Source organism: Streptomyces aureoversilis, assembly GCF_042657885.1.
Lineage (GTDB): Bacteria > Actinomycetota > Actinomycetes > Streptomycetales > Streptomycetaceae > Streptomyces > Streptomyces aureoversilis.
The window spans coordinates 312,828-328,981 of the sequence record NZ_JBHSKJ010000009.1; the positions used below are offsets into that span (position 1 = coordinate 312,828).

At 71.2% G+C, this 16,154-nt stretch carries 19 protein-coding genes; 12 read left to right on the top strand and 7 right to left on the bottom strand.

The features are described from left to right. Positions 1 to 34 precede the first annotated feature (34 nt). Complete coding sequence (locus tag ACFPP6_RS18495) at positions 35 to 2,641, top strand: FHA domain-containing protein (RefSeq protein WP_382043232.1); 2,607 nt, start codon at positions 35 to 37, stop codon at positions 2,639 to 2,641. Positions 2,642 to 2,728: 87 nt separating this feature from the next. Here the strand turns inward: ACFPP6_RS18495 and ACFPP6_RS18500 are convergent, their stop codons facing one another. Together ACFPP6_RS18500 and ACFPP6_RS18505 are read right to left on the bottom strand one after the other, a co-directional pair. Further along, the gene (locus ACFPP6_RS18500) at positions 2,729 to 3,433 is read right to left on the bottom strand and encodes a transglycosylase SLT domain-containing protein (protein WP_382043235.1); all 705 of its coding nucleotides are present in this window, start codon (positions 3,431 to 3,433) and stop codon (positions 2,729 to 2,731) included. Between the two features lie 337 nt (positions 3,434 to 3,770). Next, on the bottom strand, positions 3,771 to 4,469 hold the full coding sequence (locus ACFPP6_RS18505) for a nitroreductase family protein (RefSeq protein ID WP_382043238.1): 699 nt from the start codon (positions 4,467 to 4,469) through the stop codon (positions 3,771 to 3,773). Positions 4,470 to 4,591: 122 nt separating this feature from the next. Here ACFPP6_RS18505 and ACFPP6_RS18510 point away from each other — a divergent pair, with 122 nt between their 5' ends. The 4 genes from ACFPP6_RS18510 (at position 4,592) to ACFPP6_RS18525 (ending at position 7,452) form a co-directional block, all read left to right on the top strand. After that, positions 4,592 to 5,770: a GAF domain-containing sensor histidine kinase gene (locus ACFPP6_RS18510; RefSeq protein ID WP_382043241.1), complete on the top strand. Its 1,179-nt coding sequence runs from the start codon at positions 4,592 to 4,594 to the stop codon at positions 5,768 to 5,770. Further along, entirely contained in the window at positions 5,763 to 6,410 is a 648-nt protein-coding gene (locus ACFPP6_RS18515) for a response regulator (RefSeq protein ID WP_382043244.1), read from the top strand. The genes ACFPP6_RS18510 and ACFPP6_RS18515 overlap by 8 nt, the downstream gene beginning before the upstream one ends. Before the next feature lie 163 nt (positions 6,411 to 6,573). Further along, positions 6,574 to 6,813 (top strand): chaplin, encoded by a 240-nt coding sequence (locus ACFPP6_RS18520; RefSeq protein ID WP_382043247.1) that lies wholly within the window; start codon positions 6,574 to 6,576, stop codon positions 6,811 to 6,813. A gap of 180 nt (positions 6,814 to 6,993) precedes the next feature. Then, positions 6,994 to 7,452, top strand: coding sequence for a chaplin (locus ACFPP6_RS18525; protein ID WP_382043250.1), 459 nt, complete (start codon positions 6,994 to 6,996; stop codon positions 7,450 to 7,452). Positions 7,453 to 7,549: 97 nt separating this feature from the next. On the opposite strand, the gene ACFPP6_RS18530 is transcribed toward ACFPP6_RS18525, so the two are convergent. Further along, complete coding sequence (locus tag ACFPP6_RS18530) at positions 7,550 to 8,356, bottom strand: hypothetical protein (RefSeq protein ID WP_382043252.1); 807 nt, start codon at positions 8,354 to 8,356, stop codon at positions 7,550 to 7,552. A gap of 90 nt (positions 8,357 to 8,446) precedes the next feature. Here ACFPP6_RS18530 and ACFPP6_RS18535 point away from each other — a divergent pair, with 90 nt between their 5' ends. The 4 genes from ACFPP6_RS18535 (at position 8,447) to ACFPP6_RS18550 (ending at position 11,706) form a co-directional block, all read left to right on the top strand. Further along, on the top strand, positions 8,447 to 9,256 hold the full coding sequence (locus ACFPP6_RS18535; RefSeq protein WP_058045023.1) for an ABC transporter ATP-binding protein: 810 nt from the start codon (positions 8,447 to 8,449) through the stop codon (positions 9,254 to 9,256). Between the two features lie 70 nt (positions 9,257 to 9,326). Then, a complete protein-coding gene (locus tag ACFPP6_RS18540; protein ID WP_256790786.1) occupies positions 9,327 to 9,749 on the top strand; it encodes an NfeD family protein in 423 nt (140 codons plus the stop codon). A gap of 157 nt (positions 9,750 to 9,906) precedes the next feature. Next, positions 9,907 to 10,851, top strand: coding sequence for an SPFH domain-containing protein (locus tag ACFPP6_RS18545; protein ID WP_058045024.1), 945 nt, complete (start codon positions 9,907 to 9,909; stop codon positions 10,849 to 10,851). An 84-nt stretch (positions 10,852 to 10,935) separates the two neighbouring features. Continuing rightward, entirely contained in the window at positions 10,936 to 11,706 is a 771-nt protein-coding gene (locus tag ACFPP6_RS18550; protein ID WP_382043257.1) for a sulfite exporter TauE/SafE family protein, read from the top strand. On the opposite strand, the gene ACFPP6_RS18555 is transcribed toward ACFPP6_RS18550, so the two are convergent. Then, entirely contained in the window at positions 11,703 to 12,197 is a 495-nt protein-coding gene (locus ACFPP6_RS18555) for an HNH endonuclease (protein WP_382043260.1), read from the bottom strand. The genes ACFPP6_RS18550 and ACFPP6_RS18555 overlap by 4 nt on opposite strands. 433 nt (positions 12,198 to 12,630) lie before the next feature. Then, positions 12,631 to 13,170, bottom strand: a complete 540-nt coding sequence (locus tag ACFPP6_RS18560) for a YbhB/YbcL family Raf kinase inhibitor-like protein (protein ID WP_382043263.1) — start codon at positions 13,168 to 13,170, stop codon at positions 12,631 to 12,633. A 94-nt stretch (positions 13,171 to 13,264) separates the two neighbouring features. Between ACFPP6_RS18560 and ACFPP6_RS18565 the strand changes: the two genes are divergently transcribed. Further along, the gene (locus ACFPP6_RS18565; RefSeq protein ID WP_382043266.1) at positions 13,265 to 13,732 is read left to right on the top strand and encodes a guanyl-specific ribonuclease; all 468 of its coding nucleotides are present in this window, start codon (positions 13,265 to 13,267) and stop codon (positions 13,730 to 13,732) included. Then, positions 13,729 to 14,160, top strand: a complete 432-nt coding sequence (locus ACFPP6_RS18570) for a barstar family protein (protein ID WP_382043268.1) — start codon at positions 13,729 to 13,731, stop codon at positions 14,158 to 14,160. The genes ACFPP6_RS18565 and ACFPP6_RS18570 overlap by 4 nt, the downstream gene beginning before the upstream one ends. Positions 14,161 to 14,204: 44 nt before the next feature. Here ACFPP6_RS18570 and ACFPP6_RS18575 read toward each other — a convergent pair whose 3' ends face one another. Continuing rightward, positions 14,205 to 14,987, bottom strand: a complete 783-nt coding sequence (locus tag ACFPP6_RS18575) for a sporulation protein (RefSeq protein ID WP_382043271.1) — start codon at positions 14,985 to 14,987, stop codon at positions 14,205 to 14,207. Positions 14,988 to 15,069: 82 nt separating this feature from the next. Between ACFPP6_RS18575 and ACFPP6_RS18580 the strand changes: the two genes are divergently transcribed. Continuing rightward, positions 15,070 to 15,756, top strand: a complete 687-nt coding sequence (locus tag ACFPP6_RS18580; protein ID WP_382043273.1) for a DNA-3-methyladenine glycosylase — start codon at positions 15,070 to 15,072, stop codon at positions 15,754 to 15,756. Between the two features lie 174 nt (positions 15,757 to 15,930). On the opposite strand, the gene ACFPP6_RS18585 is transcribed toward ACFPP6_RS18580, so the two are convergent. Then, positions 15,931 to 16,154: hypothetical protein (locus ACFPP6_RS18585; RefSeq protein ID WP_382043276.1), on the bottom strand; the 224-nt coding region annotated here is incomplete at its 5' end.

Below are 16,154 nucleotides of genomic sequence, written 5' to 3' on the forward strand. Positions count from 1 at the left end.
TCCCTGATGCAGGGGGCTCATCGGGGGACAAGTAGTGGGGCATGGAGTGCCGGAACTCGTACTGGAATTGAATGGACAGACCTGGACGCTCGATCCGTCCAGGTCCTACACCCTCGGGCGGGATCCGCAGGGTGACATGGTGCTGCAGGACGCCCGCGTCTCGTGGCGGCACGCCACCGTACGGTGGGAGGGCCGCAGTTGGGTCATCGAGGACCACGGCAGCACCAACGGCACGTACGTGCAGGGCCAGCGGATCCACCACATGGAGATCGGCCCCGGCTCGACGGTGCACCTGGGCAACGCGACGGACGGCCCTCGGCTGAACCTGAGCGCCGGTGCCGCCGGCGCCGGTGCCGGCGTCCCCGCCGCGGACCTCTACAGCGCGCAGACCGCCATGGCCGCGCCGCTGCACCAGGCTCCGCCGCAGCACACGCCGCACCAGCCGCCGCAGCACCAGCAGCCCGGCGCCTGGCAGCAGCAGGGGCAGTACCAGCAGCCGCAGCAGCACCAGCAGCCCGGCGGCTGGCAGCAGCCCCCGCAGCAGGCGTACGTCCCCCAGCAGCCGGGACCCGGCGCGCACCAGCCCCCGGCGCACGGCGGCCCGCCCTCGCAGGGCGGCGCCCCGCCCGTCTACGGCGACCGCAGCCCGACCAGCTTCCACCAGATGGCCGTCGGCCGCGGCACGATGCGCATCGGTCGTGCCCTGGAGAACGAGCTGGTCGTCTCCGACCTCCAGGTCTCCCGGCACCACGCCGAGTTCCGCTCCACCGGCGACGGCCGCTTCGAGATCGTCGACCTCGGCAGCCACAACGGCACCTACGTCAACGGTCAGCCGGTCCGCCAGCAGATCATCGGCCCCAACGACATCGTCGGTGTCGGTCACTCCACCTTCCGCCTGGTCGGCGACCGGCTGGAGGAGTTCGTCGACACCGGCGACGTCTCCTTCTCCGCCCGCCACCTGACGGTCACCGTCGACGGCGGCAAGCAGATCCTCAAGGACGTCTCCTTCGGCGTCCCCGAGAAGTCGCTGATCGCCGTCATCGGCCCCTCCGGCTCCGGCAAGTCCACCCTCCTCAAGGCGCTCACCGGCTACCGGCCCGCCAACGAGGGCGACGTCCTCTACGACAACCGGAACCTGTACAAGCAGTTCGCCGAGCTGCGCCAGCGCATCGGCCTCGTGCCGCAGGACGACATCCTGCACAAGGAGCTCACCGTCCGGAAGGCGCTGCGCTACGCCGCGAAGCTCCGCTTCCCCGGTGACACCGCGGCCTCCGAGCGCGAGGCCCGGATAGACGAGGTGCTGCGCGAGCTCAAGCTCGACGTCCACAAGGACAAGAAGGTCACCGCCCTCTCCGGCGGTCAGCGCAAGCGCGTCTCGGTGGCCTTGGAGCTGCTGACCAAGCCCTCGCTGATCTTCCTGGACGAGCCCACCTCGGGCCTCGACCCGGGCATGGACCGCGACGTCATGCAGCTGCTGCGCGGCCTCGCGGACGACGGCCGCACGGTCCTGGTGGTCACCCACTCCGTCGCCGAGCTCGCGCTCTGCGACAAGCTGCTCGTCATGGCCCCCGGCGGTTCCGTCGCCTACTTCGGCCCCCCGGAGGAAGCACTCAACTTCTTCGGCTACGAGACCTGGGCGGACGTCTTCTCGGCCTTCGAGAACTACCGCGACTACGACTGGTCGGGCCGCTGGCGCGGCTCGCAGCACTACCAGATGTACGCGGCCGACATCGACGCCGTCGCCCCGCAGTCGGTGCACGTCCAGCCGCAGATGGTGCGCCCGCCGAAGGCCCAGAGCTGGGGCTCCCAGCTGTGGACGCTGATGCGCCGCTACGTCTCCGTCATCGCCTCGGACCGCGGCTTCATGGCCCTGATGCTGCTCCTGCCGGCCGTCCTCGGCGGCGTCAGCACGGTGATCCCGTCCGACTTCGGCCTCGGCCCGGCGACCAAGGGGCACTTCAACCAGGACGCCGGCACGATCATGCTGATCCTCGCGGTCGGCATGTGCTTCTCCGGCGCCGCCAACTCCGTCCGTGAGCTGATCAAGGAACGGGTGATCTACGAACGGGAACGGGCCGTCGGCCTGTCCCGCTCCGCGTACCTGATGTCCAAGGTGGTCGTCCTCGGCCTGATCACCGCGGTGCAGGGCGCCCTCATCTGCGCCATCGGCTTCTCGGTCCGCGAGCTGCCGGCGAACGGCCTGGTCTTCAAGGCGGCGCCCGCCCTCGAGCTCTGCCTGGTGATCATCGCCCTGGGCTTCACCTGCATGATGATCGGCCTGGTCATCTCCGCGCTGGTGAAGACCTCCGAGAAGACCATGCCGCTGCTGGTCATGTTCGCGATCGTCCAGGTCGTCTTCACCGGCATCCTGTTCAAGATCTACGACTCGCCGGGCATCGAGCAGTTCGCCTGGCTGATGCCGGCCCGCTGGGCCATCGCCGGCGTCGGCACCACGCTCGACCTCTCGCATATCATGGCCCCGTTCGACAAGGCCAGGCCCCCCAAGCTCGACCCGCTCTGGGAGCACACCGCCACCCAGTGGACGATCGACATCGTGGCCCTGATCGCCATCGGCATCGTCTGTGGCTTCGCAGTCGCACGTTTGCTGCGCCGCCACGAGCCGGAGGTCATGCGCAAGTAGTCCCGCGCCCCGCCACGCATACGCCGAAGGGCGGCACCCGCACCGGGTGCCGCCCTTCGGCGTACGTCGCTGTCCGCGCTCCCGCCCTTAGTAGGCCGAGTTCACGTTGTCCATGGAGCCGTAGACCTTCCACGCGTAGTTGCACGCGGCGGTGATGTTGGCGACCGGGTCGTAGATGTCCCAGGAGGTGCCCTCGACGTGGTACGCCTTGAAGGTCGGGTCGATCACCTGGAGCAGGCCCTTGGAGGGGATGCCCTTGGCGGCGTTGGAGTCCCAGAGGTTGATGGCCTTCGGGTTGCCGGTCGACTCCCGCATGATGTTGCGGTAGATGCCGTTGTAGGAACCCGGGATGCCCTTGGCCTTCATGACGTCGAGGGCTTCCTTGATCCAGCCGTCGAGGTTGTTGGCGTAGGTCTTCGGAGCCGGGGCGGGCGCGGCCTGGACCGGCTTGCGCTCCTGCGAACGGCTCGCGGCCTCCTTGTCGGCGCGCTCCTTGTCGGCCTTCGCCTTGGCGGCGGCCTCGGCGTCGGCCTTCTTCTTGGCCTCGGCCTGGGCCTGCGCCTGCTTGGCGGCGTTGTCGGCCTGCTTGGTGAGCTGCTCCTGCTGCTCCTGGTGGCCGAAGGCCTCCGCGCTCCACGCGACGGGCTTGACGGCGATGGGCTGCTTCTCCGCCTCGGCGGAGCCCGGTATCGCGGCGAACGTCAGAGCGGCGACGCCCGCGGCGGCGACGCCGGCGGCGGAGAACTTCTGGATCCTGGACAGGCGGCTATAACCAGAGATGGGGGAGCGCATGCTGGGGTGAACCTTCCGATCGCACGAAGTCGCAGTGGCCCGGAGCGGCGCGAATGAGCGCCGCGTCTCGATCGACGGCGCCGTGCGACGGGAGAATTCTTAGCGGCCGCAAAATGCTGTGGCAAAGGCGTGACGTACTACCCGGCTTCGTTGCCGAGGGGGCTGCGGGGAGTGGCAAAGGGAAGGTCAAAAGGGCCCCTGCCACCCGCTTACGCCGGTTTTATGCGCCCACTAGGCGGGATCGTAGGTGACGTGCGTCCTATGTGCGGGGTCACACCGGGCGGGCGCTCCCGTCGCCCGGTGCGACCGGCTCCGCACACAGCGTGCCGCTCCGGGCTCAGACCTCCACCAGCACCTGATCGAGGCTCTTGCGCACCAGGTCCGGCACCTGGCAGTCGTCCGCCGGATAGCCGACGGGGATCACCGCGAAGGCCTTCTCGTTCACCGGACGGCCCAGCACCTCGGACAGGAAACGCATCGGGCTCGGGGTGTGCACCAGGGCGGCCAGCCCCGACAGGTGCAGCGCGGACAGCAGCATCCCGACCGCGATGCCGACCGACTCGTCCACGTAGTAGTGCTTGCGCTTCTCCCCGCCCTCGCCGAGCCAGTAGCGCTGCTGGAAGACCACGATCAGTGCGGGCGCGTCCGTCAGGTGCGGCTTGACCTCGTCCGTGCCCAGCGGCCGCAGGGCCGCCAGCCACTCCTCGCCCAGCCGGCCCGCGTACGAGAGCTGCTCCTCCTCCTCCGCGGCGGCACGGATGCGCCGCCGCACCCCCGGGTCCTTCACCAGGACGAAGGTCCACGGCTGCTGGTGCGCCCCGGAGGGCGCGGTGGCCGCGCACGCGATGGCGTCCCGGATCACCTGCTCCGGCACCGGATCGGCGGAGAACTGCCGCACCGTCCGCCGCCCGTCCATCCGCTCGCGCAGCTCGGCGGCGCGGGCGAGGGACTCCTGGACGGGCATCCGAGGGGGCCGGTAGGGCACGGGCCGGTAGGAGTCGCCGTGGGTGGGTGTCCACTGGGTTGGTATAGACATGATGAGTACATGCCCACGGCAGGGGGCGGGCAGCCACCCGACCACCGGCCTAGGCCGAACGACTCAGGCCCGGCCACCGTCAGCCTGATCCCGGGCCCCGCGGCCCTCGCTACCGTAAGGCCATGACCAATGGCCCCCGCTCCGGCCTCACCGCCGTGAGCACCGCACTCCTCGCCATGAGCAGACACCTGCAGGTGCACGACGTCCTCAAGACGATCGTCGTCTCGGCCCGGGAGCTGCTGGACGCCCGGTACGCGGCCCTCGGCGTCCCGGACGACCACGGCGGCTTCGCCCAGTTCGTCGTCGACGGCGTCAGCGACGAGCAGTGGAAGGCCATCGGCCCCTTGCCCCGCCAGCACGGCGTCCTCGCCGCGATGATCCAGCACGCGACCCCCGAGCGCCTCGCCGACGTCCGCTCGGACCCCCGCTTCGGCGGCTGGCCCCCCGCCCACCCGGACATGCGCGACTTCATCGGCATGCCCGTCGCGGACGGCGACGAGGTCCTCGGCGCGCTGTTCCTCGCGAACAAGAGGCGCCCCGCCCGCACCGGCGAGCCGCCCTGCGGCCTCGAGGAGGCCGGCCGCACCTGCGGCTTCACCGCGGAGGACGAGGAGCTGCTGAGCGTGCTCGCCCAGCACGCGGCCATAGCCCTCACCAACGCCCGCCTCTACGAGCGCAGCCGCGAGCTGACCATCGCCGAGGAGCGCGCCCGCCTCTCCCACGAGCTGCACGACGCCGTCGCCCAGAAGCTCTTCTCGCTGCGGCTGACCGCCCAGGCCGCCGCCGCGCTCATCGACCGCGACCCGGCCCGCGCCAAGGAGGAGCTGCACGAGGCCGCCCGGCTCGCCGCGGAGGCCACGGACGAGCTGCGGGCCGCGGTCGTGGAGCTGCGGCCCGCGGGGCTGGACGAGGACGGCCTCGTCGCGACCCTGCGCACCCAGATCCAGGTCCTCGACCGGGCCCACACCGCCAAGGTCACCTTCGCCTCCCACGGCGTACGGGCCCTGCCGGCCGCCCAGGAGGAAGCCCTGCTGCGCGTGGCCCAGGAGGCCCTGCACAACGCCCTGCGCCACTCCGGAGCGGGCCGCGTCCAGGTCACCCTCACCCGCGCGGGCCAGGGCGCGGCGCTGTGCGTCGCCGACGACGGCTGCGGCTTCGAGCCCGAGGCCGTCCGCCGGGCCGGCCGCCACCTCGGCCTCGTGTCGATGCGGGACCGCGCGAGCGGCGTCGGCGGCAGTCTGACCGTTACCTCGGAGCCCGGGATGGGCACCGCGATCGAGATGGAGGTGCCCGGTGGCTGAAGGAGTGATCCGCGTGGTGCTGGTGGACGACCACCAGGTGGTCCGCAGGGGCCTGCGCACCTTCCTGGAGGTCCAGGAAGACATCGAGGTGGTGGGGGAGGCGGCGGACGGCGCGGAGGGCGTCGAGCGTACGGAGGAGCTGCGCCCGGACGTCGTCCTCATGGACGTGAAGATGCCCGGGACCGACGGGATCGAGGCGCTGCGCCGGCTGCGGGAGCTGGAGAACCCCGCCCGGGTGCTGATCGTCACGAGCTTCACGGAGCAGCGCACGGTCATCCCGGCCCTGCGTGCGGGGGCGGCGGGCTACGTCTACAAGGACGTGGACCCCGACGCCCTGGCGGGCGCGATCCGCTCGGTGCACGCGGGCCACGTCCTGCTGCAGCCGGAGGTGGCGGGGGCGCTGCTGTCGCAGGAGGAGGCCGGGGGCGGGGGCCAGGGGCGGGGCAACGCGCTGACCGAGCGGGAGCGGGAGGTCCTGGCGCTGATCGCGGACGGCCGTTCGAACCGGGAGATCGCCCGTGCGCTGGTGCTCTCGGAGAAGACCGTCAAGACCCACGTGTCGAACATTCTGATGAAGCTGGACCTCGCCGACCGGACGCAGGCGGCGCTGTGGGCCGTCCGACATGGGATCGGAGCCTGACCGGCACGGGCTCGCGGCAAAGCGGAACGTCGCGTTCTGATCAGAGATTCATACGACCGTGTGGTGGTCGCTCCGGCCCCGCAACCCGAATGGCCGCGGCCCGTTCTCCATGGCGTACCGCGGCGGCTGGCCGTGGCAACGCCCTAGGAAGGTCATAAGAAGAGTGAAGAACATGAAGAAGGCCGCAGTCATCACCATCGCCGCCGGCGGTCTTGCCCTCGCCGGTGCCGGTGCCGCCTCTGCGCACGCCCAGGCCGACGGCACGGCGAAGAACTCCCCGGGTGTCGCCTCCGGCAACGTCGTCCAGGTTCCGGTGAAGGTCGCCACCAACCTCTGCGGCAACACCATCAGCATCGTCGGCGTCCTCAACCCCGCCGCCGGCAACCTCTGCGTCAACAAGTAGTACCGGTGCATCCCGCCTGCCCGGCGCGCCCTGCATAGCCCGGGCAGGCGCGGGCGAGCAATCGTCCGAACGAGGGCAACACCGCCGATGGCCGTGCCGTCGGCGGTGCGCTGGCGTTCATCACTACGCGACCCCGCGGCTGGGGCCGCCGAGAACGTCAGCAGAAGGAAGACCCTCACCATGAACAGTGCCAAGAAAGCCGCTCTCGCCCTGGCGGTCACGGGGCTCGCCGTCGGTTCCACTGTGGGCGTCGCATCCGCTCACGACCGTGGTGATCGCCACGACCACAGCGACCGTCAGGTGCACCAGCACCGCCACCACCCGGGTGGCGCCATCGCCAACGGCGTCGCCAAGGGCTCGCCGGGCGTCGTCTCCGGCAACGTCATCCAGATCCCGGTGCAGGTGCCGCTGAACGTCTGCGGCAACACCATCGACATCCTGATCGGCCTGCTGAACCCGACCTTCGGGAACACCTGCGTCAACGCCAGCAGCGGCTGGGACGAGCACCGCAGCTACCACGAGCACCGCGGTCACCACGACAAGCACGGCCACGACGGCGGTCACTGGAACGGCCACGACCGGCACGACGGCCACAACGGCCACAACGGTCACTGGGGTGGCCACAACGGGCACCACTGACCCGTACCGGCGCAACGGGAAGGCCCCGCGGACCTCTGGGTCCGCGGGGCCTTCCCGCACCTTCCGCCCTTCCTGTGCGAAACGGGCGATCACCGCCTCAGTGCCGCCTGCGGGCCCGCTCCTCGACGATCGCGTTGTACGCGGCCACCTGGGCCCGCCGGGCCGTCCGCTCCACCGGTCGCAGCGCCTGCGCCCGCGCCGCCATCTCCGACGCGCTCACCGCGGCCCCGTGCTCGCGTCCGCCGCCGTCTCCCGGCTCGTGGGCGATCGCGATCAGCGCCCCCACGCGCTGCGCCAGCTCCAGCACGCGCACCGCCCGCGGCGGATACCCCGGTGCCAGCACCTCGCGCCCGCGCTCGGCCCGCGCCCGGTACGCCTCCAGTGCTGCCTGCGCCACCGGCCCCGACCCCGCCACGTCCAGCCGCGTGAGCACCTCCGTGGCCTCCCGCAGGGCCTCCGCGAGCTCCCGCTCGGCCTCCCCGAGGGAGGGCACGTCCGCCGGCGGCGCGTCCCGTACGGGCAGGCAGTGCCAGACGACCTCGACGTGCACGTCGCCCTCCGGCCCGGCCTCGTGCACCTCCGGTACGAGCCCCAGTGCGGCTCCCGTGGCGACGACCGCCTCCCCGGCCTCCAGGGCGCGGGCATTGAACTCGGGCGGGCCGCTGAGGCCCAGCGGGTGGCCGGGGGCCGGCAGGGCGAGGCGCAGTCCCGTGGCCCCCAGCGCCCGCAGCCGGCCGAGGGCGAGCGTCAGGCCGACGGGCCCGGATTCACCGGGAAGGCCCACGACGCGGTGGACGGCGTCATCCCCGGTGATCTGGTGCGCGGCGTCATCAGGTGCGGCAAACCCGGCAATGAGGGCATTTCCCCACGCGGTGAGCCGTCCTGAGCGATGTTCATCGAGCATGGCCACCAGCCTAAGGACTGGTGTCCCCGGCGGGTGGCGTAGGTTTTCCCTGGGGGCTGCGCTTACCGGCGCCGCGACGACGAGACTGCAATGGGAGACAACGCGCTCATGAGCGAAGTGCTGGAACTGGTGGACGTATCCGTGGTCCGCGAGGGCCGGGCTCTGGTGGACCAGGTCTCCTGGTCGGTCAAGGAGGGGGAGCGCTGGGTCATCCTCGGCCCCAACGGCGCGGGCAAGACCACCCTCCTGAATGTCGCCTCCAGCTACCTCTTCCCGACCACGGGCACGGTCAAGGTCCTGGGCGAGAAGCTCGGCGCGGTCGACGTGTTCGAGCTGCGCCCGCGCATCGGCGTGGCGGGCATCGCCCTCGCCGACAAGCTGCCGCGCAGCCAGACCGTCCTGGAGACGGTCCTCACCGCCGCCTACGGCATGACGGCCACCTGGCAGGAGAGCTACGAGGAGGTCGACGAGCAGCGCGCCCGCGCCTTCCTCGACGTCCTCGGCATGACGGACCTGCTGGACCGCAAGTTCGGCACCCTCTCCGAGGGCGAGCGCAAGCGCACCCTGATCGCCCGCGCGATGATGACCGACCCCGAGCTGCTGCTCCTCGACGAGCCCGCCGCGGGTCTCGACCTCGGCGGCCGCGAGGACCTCGTGCGCCGCCTCGGCCGGCTCGCCCGCGACCCGCTCGCCCCCTCGATGATCATGGTCACCCACCACGTCGAGGAGATCCCCGCGGGCTTCACCCACGTCCTGATGATCCGTCAGGGCAAGGTGCTGGCCGCCGGCCCCGTCGAGCTGGAGCTCACCTCCCGCAACCTCTCCCACTGCTTCGGCCTCCCGCTGGTCGTCGAGCGCCGGGGCGACCGCTGGACGGCCCAGGGCCTGCCGCTCTCCTGACCCGCGAACAGGGCGCCCGACTCCCCGGGCGCCCTGTCCCGGGGGCGGTCACCGCGCCTACCATGACCATGTGGACACATGGGTGTGGTGGCTGGTGGCCGCCGTCGGACTGGGCATCCCGCTGGTGGTGACCGCGATGCCCGAGTTCGGCATGCTCGCTCTCGGCGCCGTGGCCGCCGCCGTGACCAACGCGCTCGGTGCGGGCACCGTGGCGCAGTTCGTCGTCTTCGCCGCCGTGTCGGTCGCCCTCATCGCCGTCGTGCGCCCGGTCGCCATGCGGCACCGCGCCCAGCGGCCCGAGCTGGCGAGCGGCGTGGAGGCCCTCAAGGGACGGCAGGCCGTCGTCCTGGAGCGGGTCGACGGCAGCGGCGGCCGGATCAAGCTCGCCGGCGAGATCTGGTCGGCCCGCGCCCTCGACTCCGAGCGCACCTTCGAGGCCGGCGAGCACGTCGACGTCGTCGAGATCGAAGGCGCCACGGCCGTCGTGATGTGACGCGGTGCCCAGGGGAACGCCGTCCGCGAAGCGCCGTCCGCGGAAGCGAAGTCCGTGAAGTGCGGTCAACGCCTGCACGGCGGCACCGCGTTCTGAAAGACTCGAACTGGATCAACCCGGTCCACCCGATCAACGACCAGAGGCACGGGGAGCCCCGATGGAACCGATCATCATCGTCCTGATCATCTTGGTGGTGCTCGTCTTCATCGCCCTCATGAAGACGGTGCAGGTCATTCCGCAGGCCAGCGCCGCCATCGTGGAGCGCTTCGGCCGCTACACCCGCACCCTCAACGCCGGCCTGAACATCGTCGTCCCCTTCATCGACTCCATCCGCAACCGCATCGACCTGCGCGAGCAGGTCGTGCCGTTCCCCCCGCAGCCGGTGATCACCCAGGACAACCTGGTCGTCAACATCGACACCGTCATCTACTACCAGGTGACCGACGCCCGCGCCGCCACCTACGAGGTCTCCAGCTTCATCCAGGCCATCGAGCAGCTCACCGTCACCACGCTGCGCAACATCATCGGCGGCATGGACCTGGAGCGGACCCTCACCTCCCGCGAGGAGATCAACGCCGCCCTCCGCGGTGTCCTCGACGAGGCCACCGGCAAGTGGGGCATCCGCGTCAACCGCGTCGAGCTCAAGGCCATCGAGCCCCCGACCTCCATCCAGGACTCGATGGAGAAGCAGATGCGCGCCGACCGTGACAAGCGCGCCGCGATCCTCACCGCCGAGGGCATCCGCCAGTCGCAGATCCTCACCGCCGAGGGCGAGAAGCAGTCCGCGATCCTGCGCGCCGAGGGCGAGGCCCGGGCCGCCGCCCTGCGCGCCGAGGGCGAGGCCCAGGCCATCCGTACGGTCTTCGAGTCCATCCACGCCGGAGACGCCGACGAGAAGCTCCTCGCCTACCAGTACCTCCAGATGCTCCCGAAGATCGCCGAAGGCGACGCCAACAAGCTCTGGATCGTGCCCAGCGAGATCGGCGACGCCCTCAAGGGCCTGAGCGGCGCCGTCGGCAACCTCGGCCCCATGGGCGGCGCCCCCAAGTCCCCCCGGTCCCCCAAGGAGCCTCCGCGCCGCGAGCAGCCCGGCATCGACTGAAGGCCGCCCTCTCCTGCATGATCAGCAAGGCCCCTCGACCTTCCACGGCGGGGAGGCGACACCCTGATCATGAAGGAGATGGCCTTGTCCATCTGGGAAGCACTCGCGGTCTTCGCCGCCGGCATCGGCGCGGGCACCATCAACACCATCGTCGGCTCCGGCACCCTGTTCACCTTCCCGGTGCTCCTCGCCGTCGGCCTGCCACCGGTGACCGCCAACGTCTCCAACACCATCGGCCTGGTCACCGGCAACATCAGCGGCACCCTCGGCTACCGGCGTGAACTCCGCGGCCAGCGCGCCCGCGCCGTCCGCCTCGGCCTCACCGCCCTCGTCGGCGGCCTCGCCGGAGCCGTCCTGCTGCTCGCCCTGCCCTCGAAGGCGTTCGACGCCATCGTGCCCGCCCTCATCGGCATCGCACTGGTCCTCGTCGTCCTCCAGCCCCGGCTCGCCAAGGCCCTGGCCCGCCGCCGCGAACGCAACGGCACCGGGGGCGAGCGCAGCGACGGCGGCCCCGCCCTCCTCACCGGCCTGCTCCTCGCCAGCGCCTACGGCGGCTACTTCGGCGCGGCCCAAGGAGTCCTCTACCTCTCCCTCATGGGCCTGCTCCTGCGCGACGACCTCCAGCGCATCAACGCCCTCAAGAACCTCCTGGCCGTCATCGTCAACGGCGTCGCCGCGCTCTTCTTCATCTGCGTCGCCCACGTCGACTGGACCGCCGTCCTGCTCGTCGCCGCCGGCTCCACCCTCGGCGGGCAGATAGGCGCCAAGGTCGGCCGCCGCCTCTCGCCCACGGCGCTGCGGGGCGTCATCGTCGCCGTGGGCGTCGTGGCAATCGTGCAGATGCTGCTGCGCTAGGCCGCCGCGTCACGCCGGGCGGGGGCGCAGTACGCCCCCGTCGCCAGGAGCAGAGACTCCGCCGGAGTGGGCTCGAACGGCAGGCTCAGCAACGGCATCCCCGCCTGCTCCGGCGTCCGGTCCGCCTTGCGGTGGTTGTCCTCCGCGCACGCCGCGACCGTGTTCAGCCAGCTGTCCTCGCCGCCGCGCGACCGGGGCACCACGTGGTCCACGGTCGTGGCCCGCCGCCCGCAGTACGCGCACCGGTGCCCGTCCCGCACCAGCACCCCCCTCCGCGACCAGGGCGCCCGTCTTCGGAACGGCACCCGGACGTACCGGCAGAGCCTGATCACCTGTGGTGCGGGTACGTCGACCGCGCTGCCCCGCACCCGGCGCCCCGGGCGGGCCTGCTCGACCACGGCCTTGCCCTGCAGCACGAGCACCACCGCACGCCGCAGCGACACCGTCGCCAGCGGCTCGAAGCTCGCATTGAGGACCAACGTCTCCCGCATCCCGGCCACCTCCCGGATCACCCCCGCCCCAGCGGCGAGGTGGCTCAACTGTGCCGGGGTGGTTGCGTAGCGGACAACGCAATTTCGGTGCCGCGAAAGGGAGTTGAAAGTGAGGGCTGACGAAGCGGGCAGGAGGGAGGACGGGGCTGAAGAAGGGGGGCAACGCTCCGGGCCCTTCCCCCGTAACGAACACGGGCCCGGAGCGCACGGCAGCGGACGCGGTCGCCCGGCACGCAGCCCGGCTCCGGCAGACCGCGGGCGCAACTGCGCCCCGCCGCCCCCGCCACTGCGGTGTCCACTGCCCGACGGCCATGCGGGGCCGTCAGCCATGCACCACTGTGCGATCCAAGGGCGGCGGGGCGCAACGGATTTTCCGGTCGCACCACGCCGGTACGGGCCCGCGCAGCACGTACGACGGGCCCGCGCAGGAGCCTCAGCCCGCGGCCGGCGCCTCGTACTCACCGATCAGCTGAGCCCGCCCCAGCGCATGGAAGCGCAGGTGGAAGCCCACCACCGCCGGCGAGGCGTCCGCGTCCGGTCCGAGCTTCTCCCGGTCCACCGCGTACACCGTGAACACGTAGCGGTGCGACCCGTCGCCCGGCGGCGGAGCGGCACCGCCGAAGTCCCGCGTGCCGTAGTCGTTGCGCGCGTGCACCGCGCCCGCCGGAAGCCCCTTCATGTCCCCGCTGCCCGCGCCCGCCGGAAGCTCCGTCACCGAGGCCGGGATGTCGAACAGCACCCAGTGCCAGAACCCGCTGCCCGTCGGCGCGTCCGGGTCGTAGCACGTCACCGCGAAGCTCTTCGTGTCCGCGGGGAAGCCCTCCCAGCGCAGCTGCGGAGAGACGTTCCCGCCGCTGTGGACCTGATCCCGGGCGAGCGTCCCACCGTCCGTCAGATCGTCGCTCGTCACCGCGAACGAGGGCACCGGCGGATGGAAATCGTGGGGGAGCGGCCGTCGCTTCTGCTCGGACACCTCTGCGCCTCCTGTAACGCACGGGAATGCTGCGGAACACTGAAGACGTCAGCCTAACGAGCCCTCAGGGGCTGCGGCTGAGACCATACGAAGCGTGCTTCGACAGTTTGGCCCCATCGGACGACCGGCCGGCCGCGCCCTGCGCACCCTGACCGTCCTCCTCGCCGCCCTCCCCCTGCTCCTCCTGCCCGGCTGCTCCTCCTCCGACGGCGGCAGCGGCAAGAAGGGCGGGGGCGGCGGCGCCTCGACCGCCGCGCCGCCCGCACCCTCGTGGGCGCACGGCATGAAGACCGTCTCGCGGGAGAAGCTGCCGCCCGAGGCCCGCAAGACCCTCGACCTCATCGACAAGGGCGGGCCCTTCCCGTACGACAAGGACGGCGCCGTCTTCGGCAACTACGAGAACCGGCTGCCGAAACAGACCCGCGGCTACTACCACGAGTACACCGTCCCCACGCCCGGCGCCCGCAACCGCGGGGCCCGCCGCATCATCACCGGCAGCCACGCCGAGCGCTACTACACCAGCGACCACTACCAGACCTTCGAAGCGGTGGTACAGCCATGACCGACCTGCTGCCCGCCCCCGGACTCACCGGGCTCCTCCTCGGCACGACCCCGCCCGGCGTCTACCGGCTGCCGCCCACCGACACCACCCCCCGCGTCGTGTCGCTCGCCGCCGAGGCCGACTGGCGCGGGGCCACCCTGCACCTCGGCGGGGTCACCACCAAGACGGCCTTCCTCGAGCGGTGCGCCGGCGACCTGGAGTTCCCCGAGTGGTTCGGCCGCAACTGGGACGCCCTCGCCGACTGCCTCACCGACCTCTCGTGGTGGCGCGAGGAAGGCAAGGCACGCGGCTACCTGGTCCTCGCCGAGGAGTGGACGGCCTTCCGCAAGGCGTCGCCGAAGGACGCCCGCACGGCGGAGGCGATCTTCGGCGACGCCGTCGACTACTGGGCCGAGGCGGAGACACCGCTGGCGGTGCTGCTGGGGTGACCCGGGAGGCGGGCGGCGAGCCGCGGCCGGTCCGGACGCGACCGTCAGAGCCAGTTGCGCCGGCCGCCGACCTCCGCCAGCCACTGGTTGAGGTACGCCGCCCAGTCCGTCTGCCCGTACGCGTGCAGGTCGACCGTGAAGGACCGGTAGGTGTCGCTGCCCTCGGAGAACAGCCCCGGCTTCTTGTCCATCTCCAGCACGACGTCCATCTCGCGGTCGTCCGCGACGAACGACAGCTCGACCTCGTTCAGCCCCCGGTACTGCGCCGGGGCACGGAACTCGATCTCCTGGTAGAAGGGCAGCTGCTGGCGCGTCCCCCGGATCCGGCCCCGCTCCAGGTCCGCGGCCTTGAAGGCGAAGCCGAGCTGCCCGAACGCGTCCAGGATCGCCTGCTGTGCCGGCAGCGGGTGCACGTTCACCGGATCGAGGTCGCCGGAGTCCACGGCGCGGGCGATCGCCAGGTGCGTCGTCACCCCGACCTCCATGCCCGTCAGGTGCCGCCCCAGGAAGGTGGTGACCGGCGTCTCCCACGGGACCTCCAGCCCGAACGGCACCGAGTGCACCGCCCCGGCGGCCACCTCGAACGCCCCGCCCAGCTGCAAGCGGGTGAACTCGACGTCCTGCTTGTACTCGCTGTCGCCGCCCTCGACCTCGACCCGGGCCTGCAGCCCGACGGACAGCCCCTGGATCTCCTGAGCGACGGAACCGCCCTGGATCCGCACCTCGCCCTGGACGATGCCGCCGGGGACGACGTTCTCCTCGAACAGCACCGTCTCCACCGAGGCGCCCCCGGCGCCCAGGCTCGCCAGCAGCTTCTTGAACCCCATGACCGCGACCTCTCTTCACCGGACCCGCGCCCCACTGATTCGGAGCGAGTCCTTCCGTTCTTGTCCGTTACGCTCGATCGGCATGATCGCCGCGCCTGACCGTATGCCAATCGCCCGCGACTTCTTCGACCGTCCCGTGCTCGAGGTCGCCCCCGAGCTGCTGGGCCGGACCCTCGTCCGTACGACCTCCGACGGACCGATCGAGGTCCGCATCACGGAGGTCGAGGCATACGCGGGCGAAGCGGACCCCGGCTCCCACGCCTACCGCGGCCGGACCGAGCGCAATGCCTCGATGTTCGGACCGCCGGGGCACGCGTATGTCTACTTCATCTACGGCATGTGGTTCAGCCTCAACCTCGTCTGCGGGGAGGAGGGCACCGCGAGCGGCGTCCTCCTCAGGGCGGGCGAAGTGATCAAGGGGCAGGACCTGGCCCGGGAACGCCGCCCCAAGGCGCGCAAGGACCGGGAGCTTGCGCAGGGCCCCGCCCGCCTGGCCACGGCACTGAGTGTCGACCGCAGCCTGAACGGCACGGACGTCTGTGCAGGCCCCGGCGCCCCGCTCGCCGTCCTCGCCGGCCACCCCCTCTCCCCGGACCGGATCCGCAACGGCCCGCGCACGGGCGTGGGCGGCGAGGGGGCCACCCACCCGTGGCGCTTCTGGGTGGACGGCGACCCGACGGTCAGCCCGTACCGCGCGCACGTGCCGCGGCACCGTGGGGGAGGCGGCAAGGAAGGACCCGGCAAGACGGGCCGACAGGCCGGTGCTTGACTCTCGGACGCCGAGGACCTAACGTAGCCCGAGCCGCTTGAGACGGACGTGCCGTGTGCACGGACCGGTGGGCGGCACAATCACTACTACGAGGTCACCCCGGATCGGGGTCATATTTTGCTGTGCCGAAATATGACGACGATCGGCTCGATTAGGAGCCACCGGGAAGAACCGCTAAAGTAGTGAACACCCCGCCGACAGGGGATCGGAAAACGAATTCGAGCCGGGAACGGCACGGAAAACGATCTGATAGAGTCGGAACACGAAATACCGAAGGGAAGCGCCCGGAGGAAAGCCCGAGAGGGTGAGTACAAAGGAAGCGTCCGTTCCTTGAGAACTCAACAGCGTGCCAAAAGTCAACGCCAGACTATAAAATACCCCGTCCTCGGTCAGTTCTG

Excerpts from the sequence above, each read along its gene's own strand:
- ACFPP6_RS18580 (WP_382043273.1), top strand. The coding sequence starts at position 15,070 with ATGATCGCCGCGCCTGACCGTATGCCAATCGCCCGCGACTTCTTCGAC.
- ACFPP6_RS18555 (WP_382043260.1), bottom strand. The coding sequence starts at position 12,197 with ATGCGGGAGACGTTGGTCCTCAATGCGAGCTTCGAGCCGCTGGCGACG.
- ACFPP6_RS18545 (WP_058045024.1), top strand. The coding sequence starts at position 9,907 with ATGGAACCGATCATCATCGTCCTGATCATCTTGGTGGTGCTCGTCTTC.
- ACFPP6_RS18500 (WP_382043235.1), bottom strand. The coding sequence starts at position 3,433 with ATGCGCTCCCCCATCTCTGGTTATAGCCGCCTGTCCAGGATCCAGAAG.
- ACFPP6_RS18525 (WP_382043250.1), top strand. The coding sequence starts at position 6,994 with ATGAACAGTGCCAAGAAAGCCGCTCTCGCCCTGGCGGTCACGGGGCTC.
- ACFPP6_RS18575 (WP_382043271.1), bottom strand. The coding sequence starts at position 14,987 with ATGGGGTTCAAGAAGCTGCTGGCGAGCCTGGGCGCCGGGGGCGCCTCG.
- ACFPP6_RS18535 (WP_058045023.1), top strand. The coding sequence starts at position 8,447 with ATGGGAGACAACGCGCTCATGAGCGAAGTGCTGGAACTGGTGGACGTA.
- ACFPP6_RS18530 (WP_382043252.1), bottom strand. The coding sequence starts at position 8,356 with ATGCTCGATGAACATCGCTCAGGACGGCTCACCGCGTGGGGAAATGCC.
- ACFPP6_RS18510 (WP_382043241.1), top strand. The coding sequence starts at position 4,592 with ATGACCAATGGCCCCCGCTCCGGCCTCACCGCCGTGAGCACCGCACTC.
- ACFPP6_RS18570 (WP_382043268.1), top strand. The coding sequence starts at position 13,729 with ATGACCGACCTGCTGCCCGCCCCCGGACTCACCGGGCTCCTCCTCGGC.
- ACFPP6_RS18505 (WP_382043238.1), bottom strand. The coding sequence starts at position 4,469 with ATGTCTATACCAACCCAGTGGACACCCACCCACGGCGACTCCTACCGG.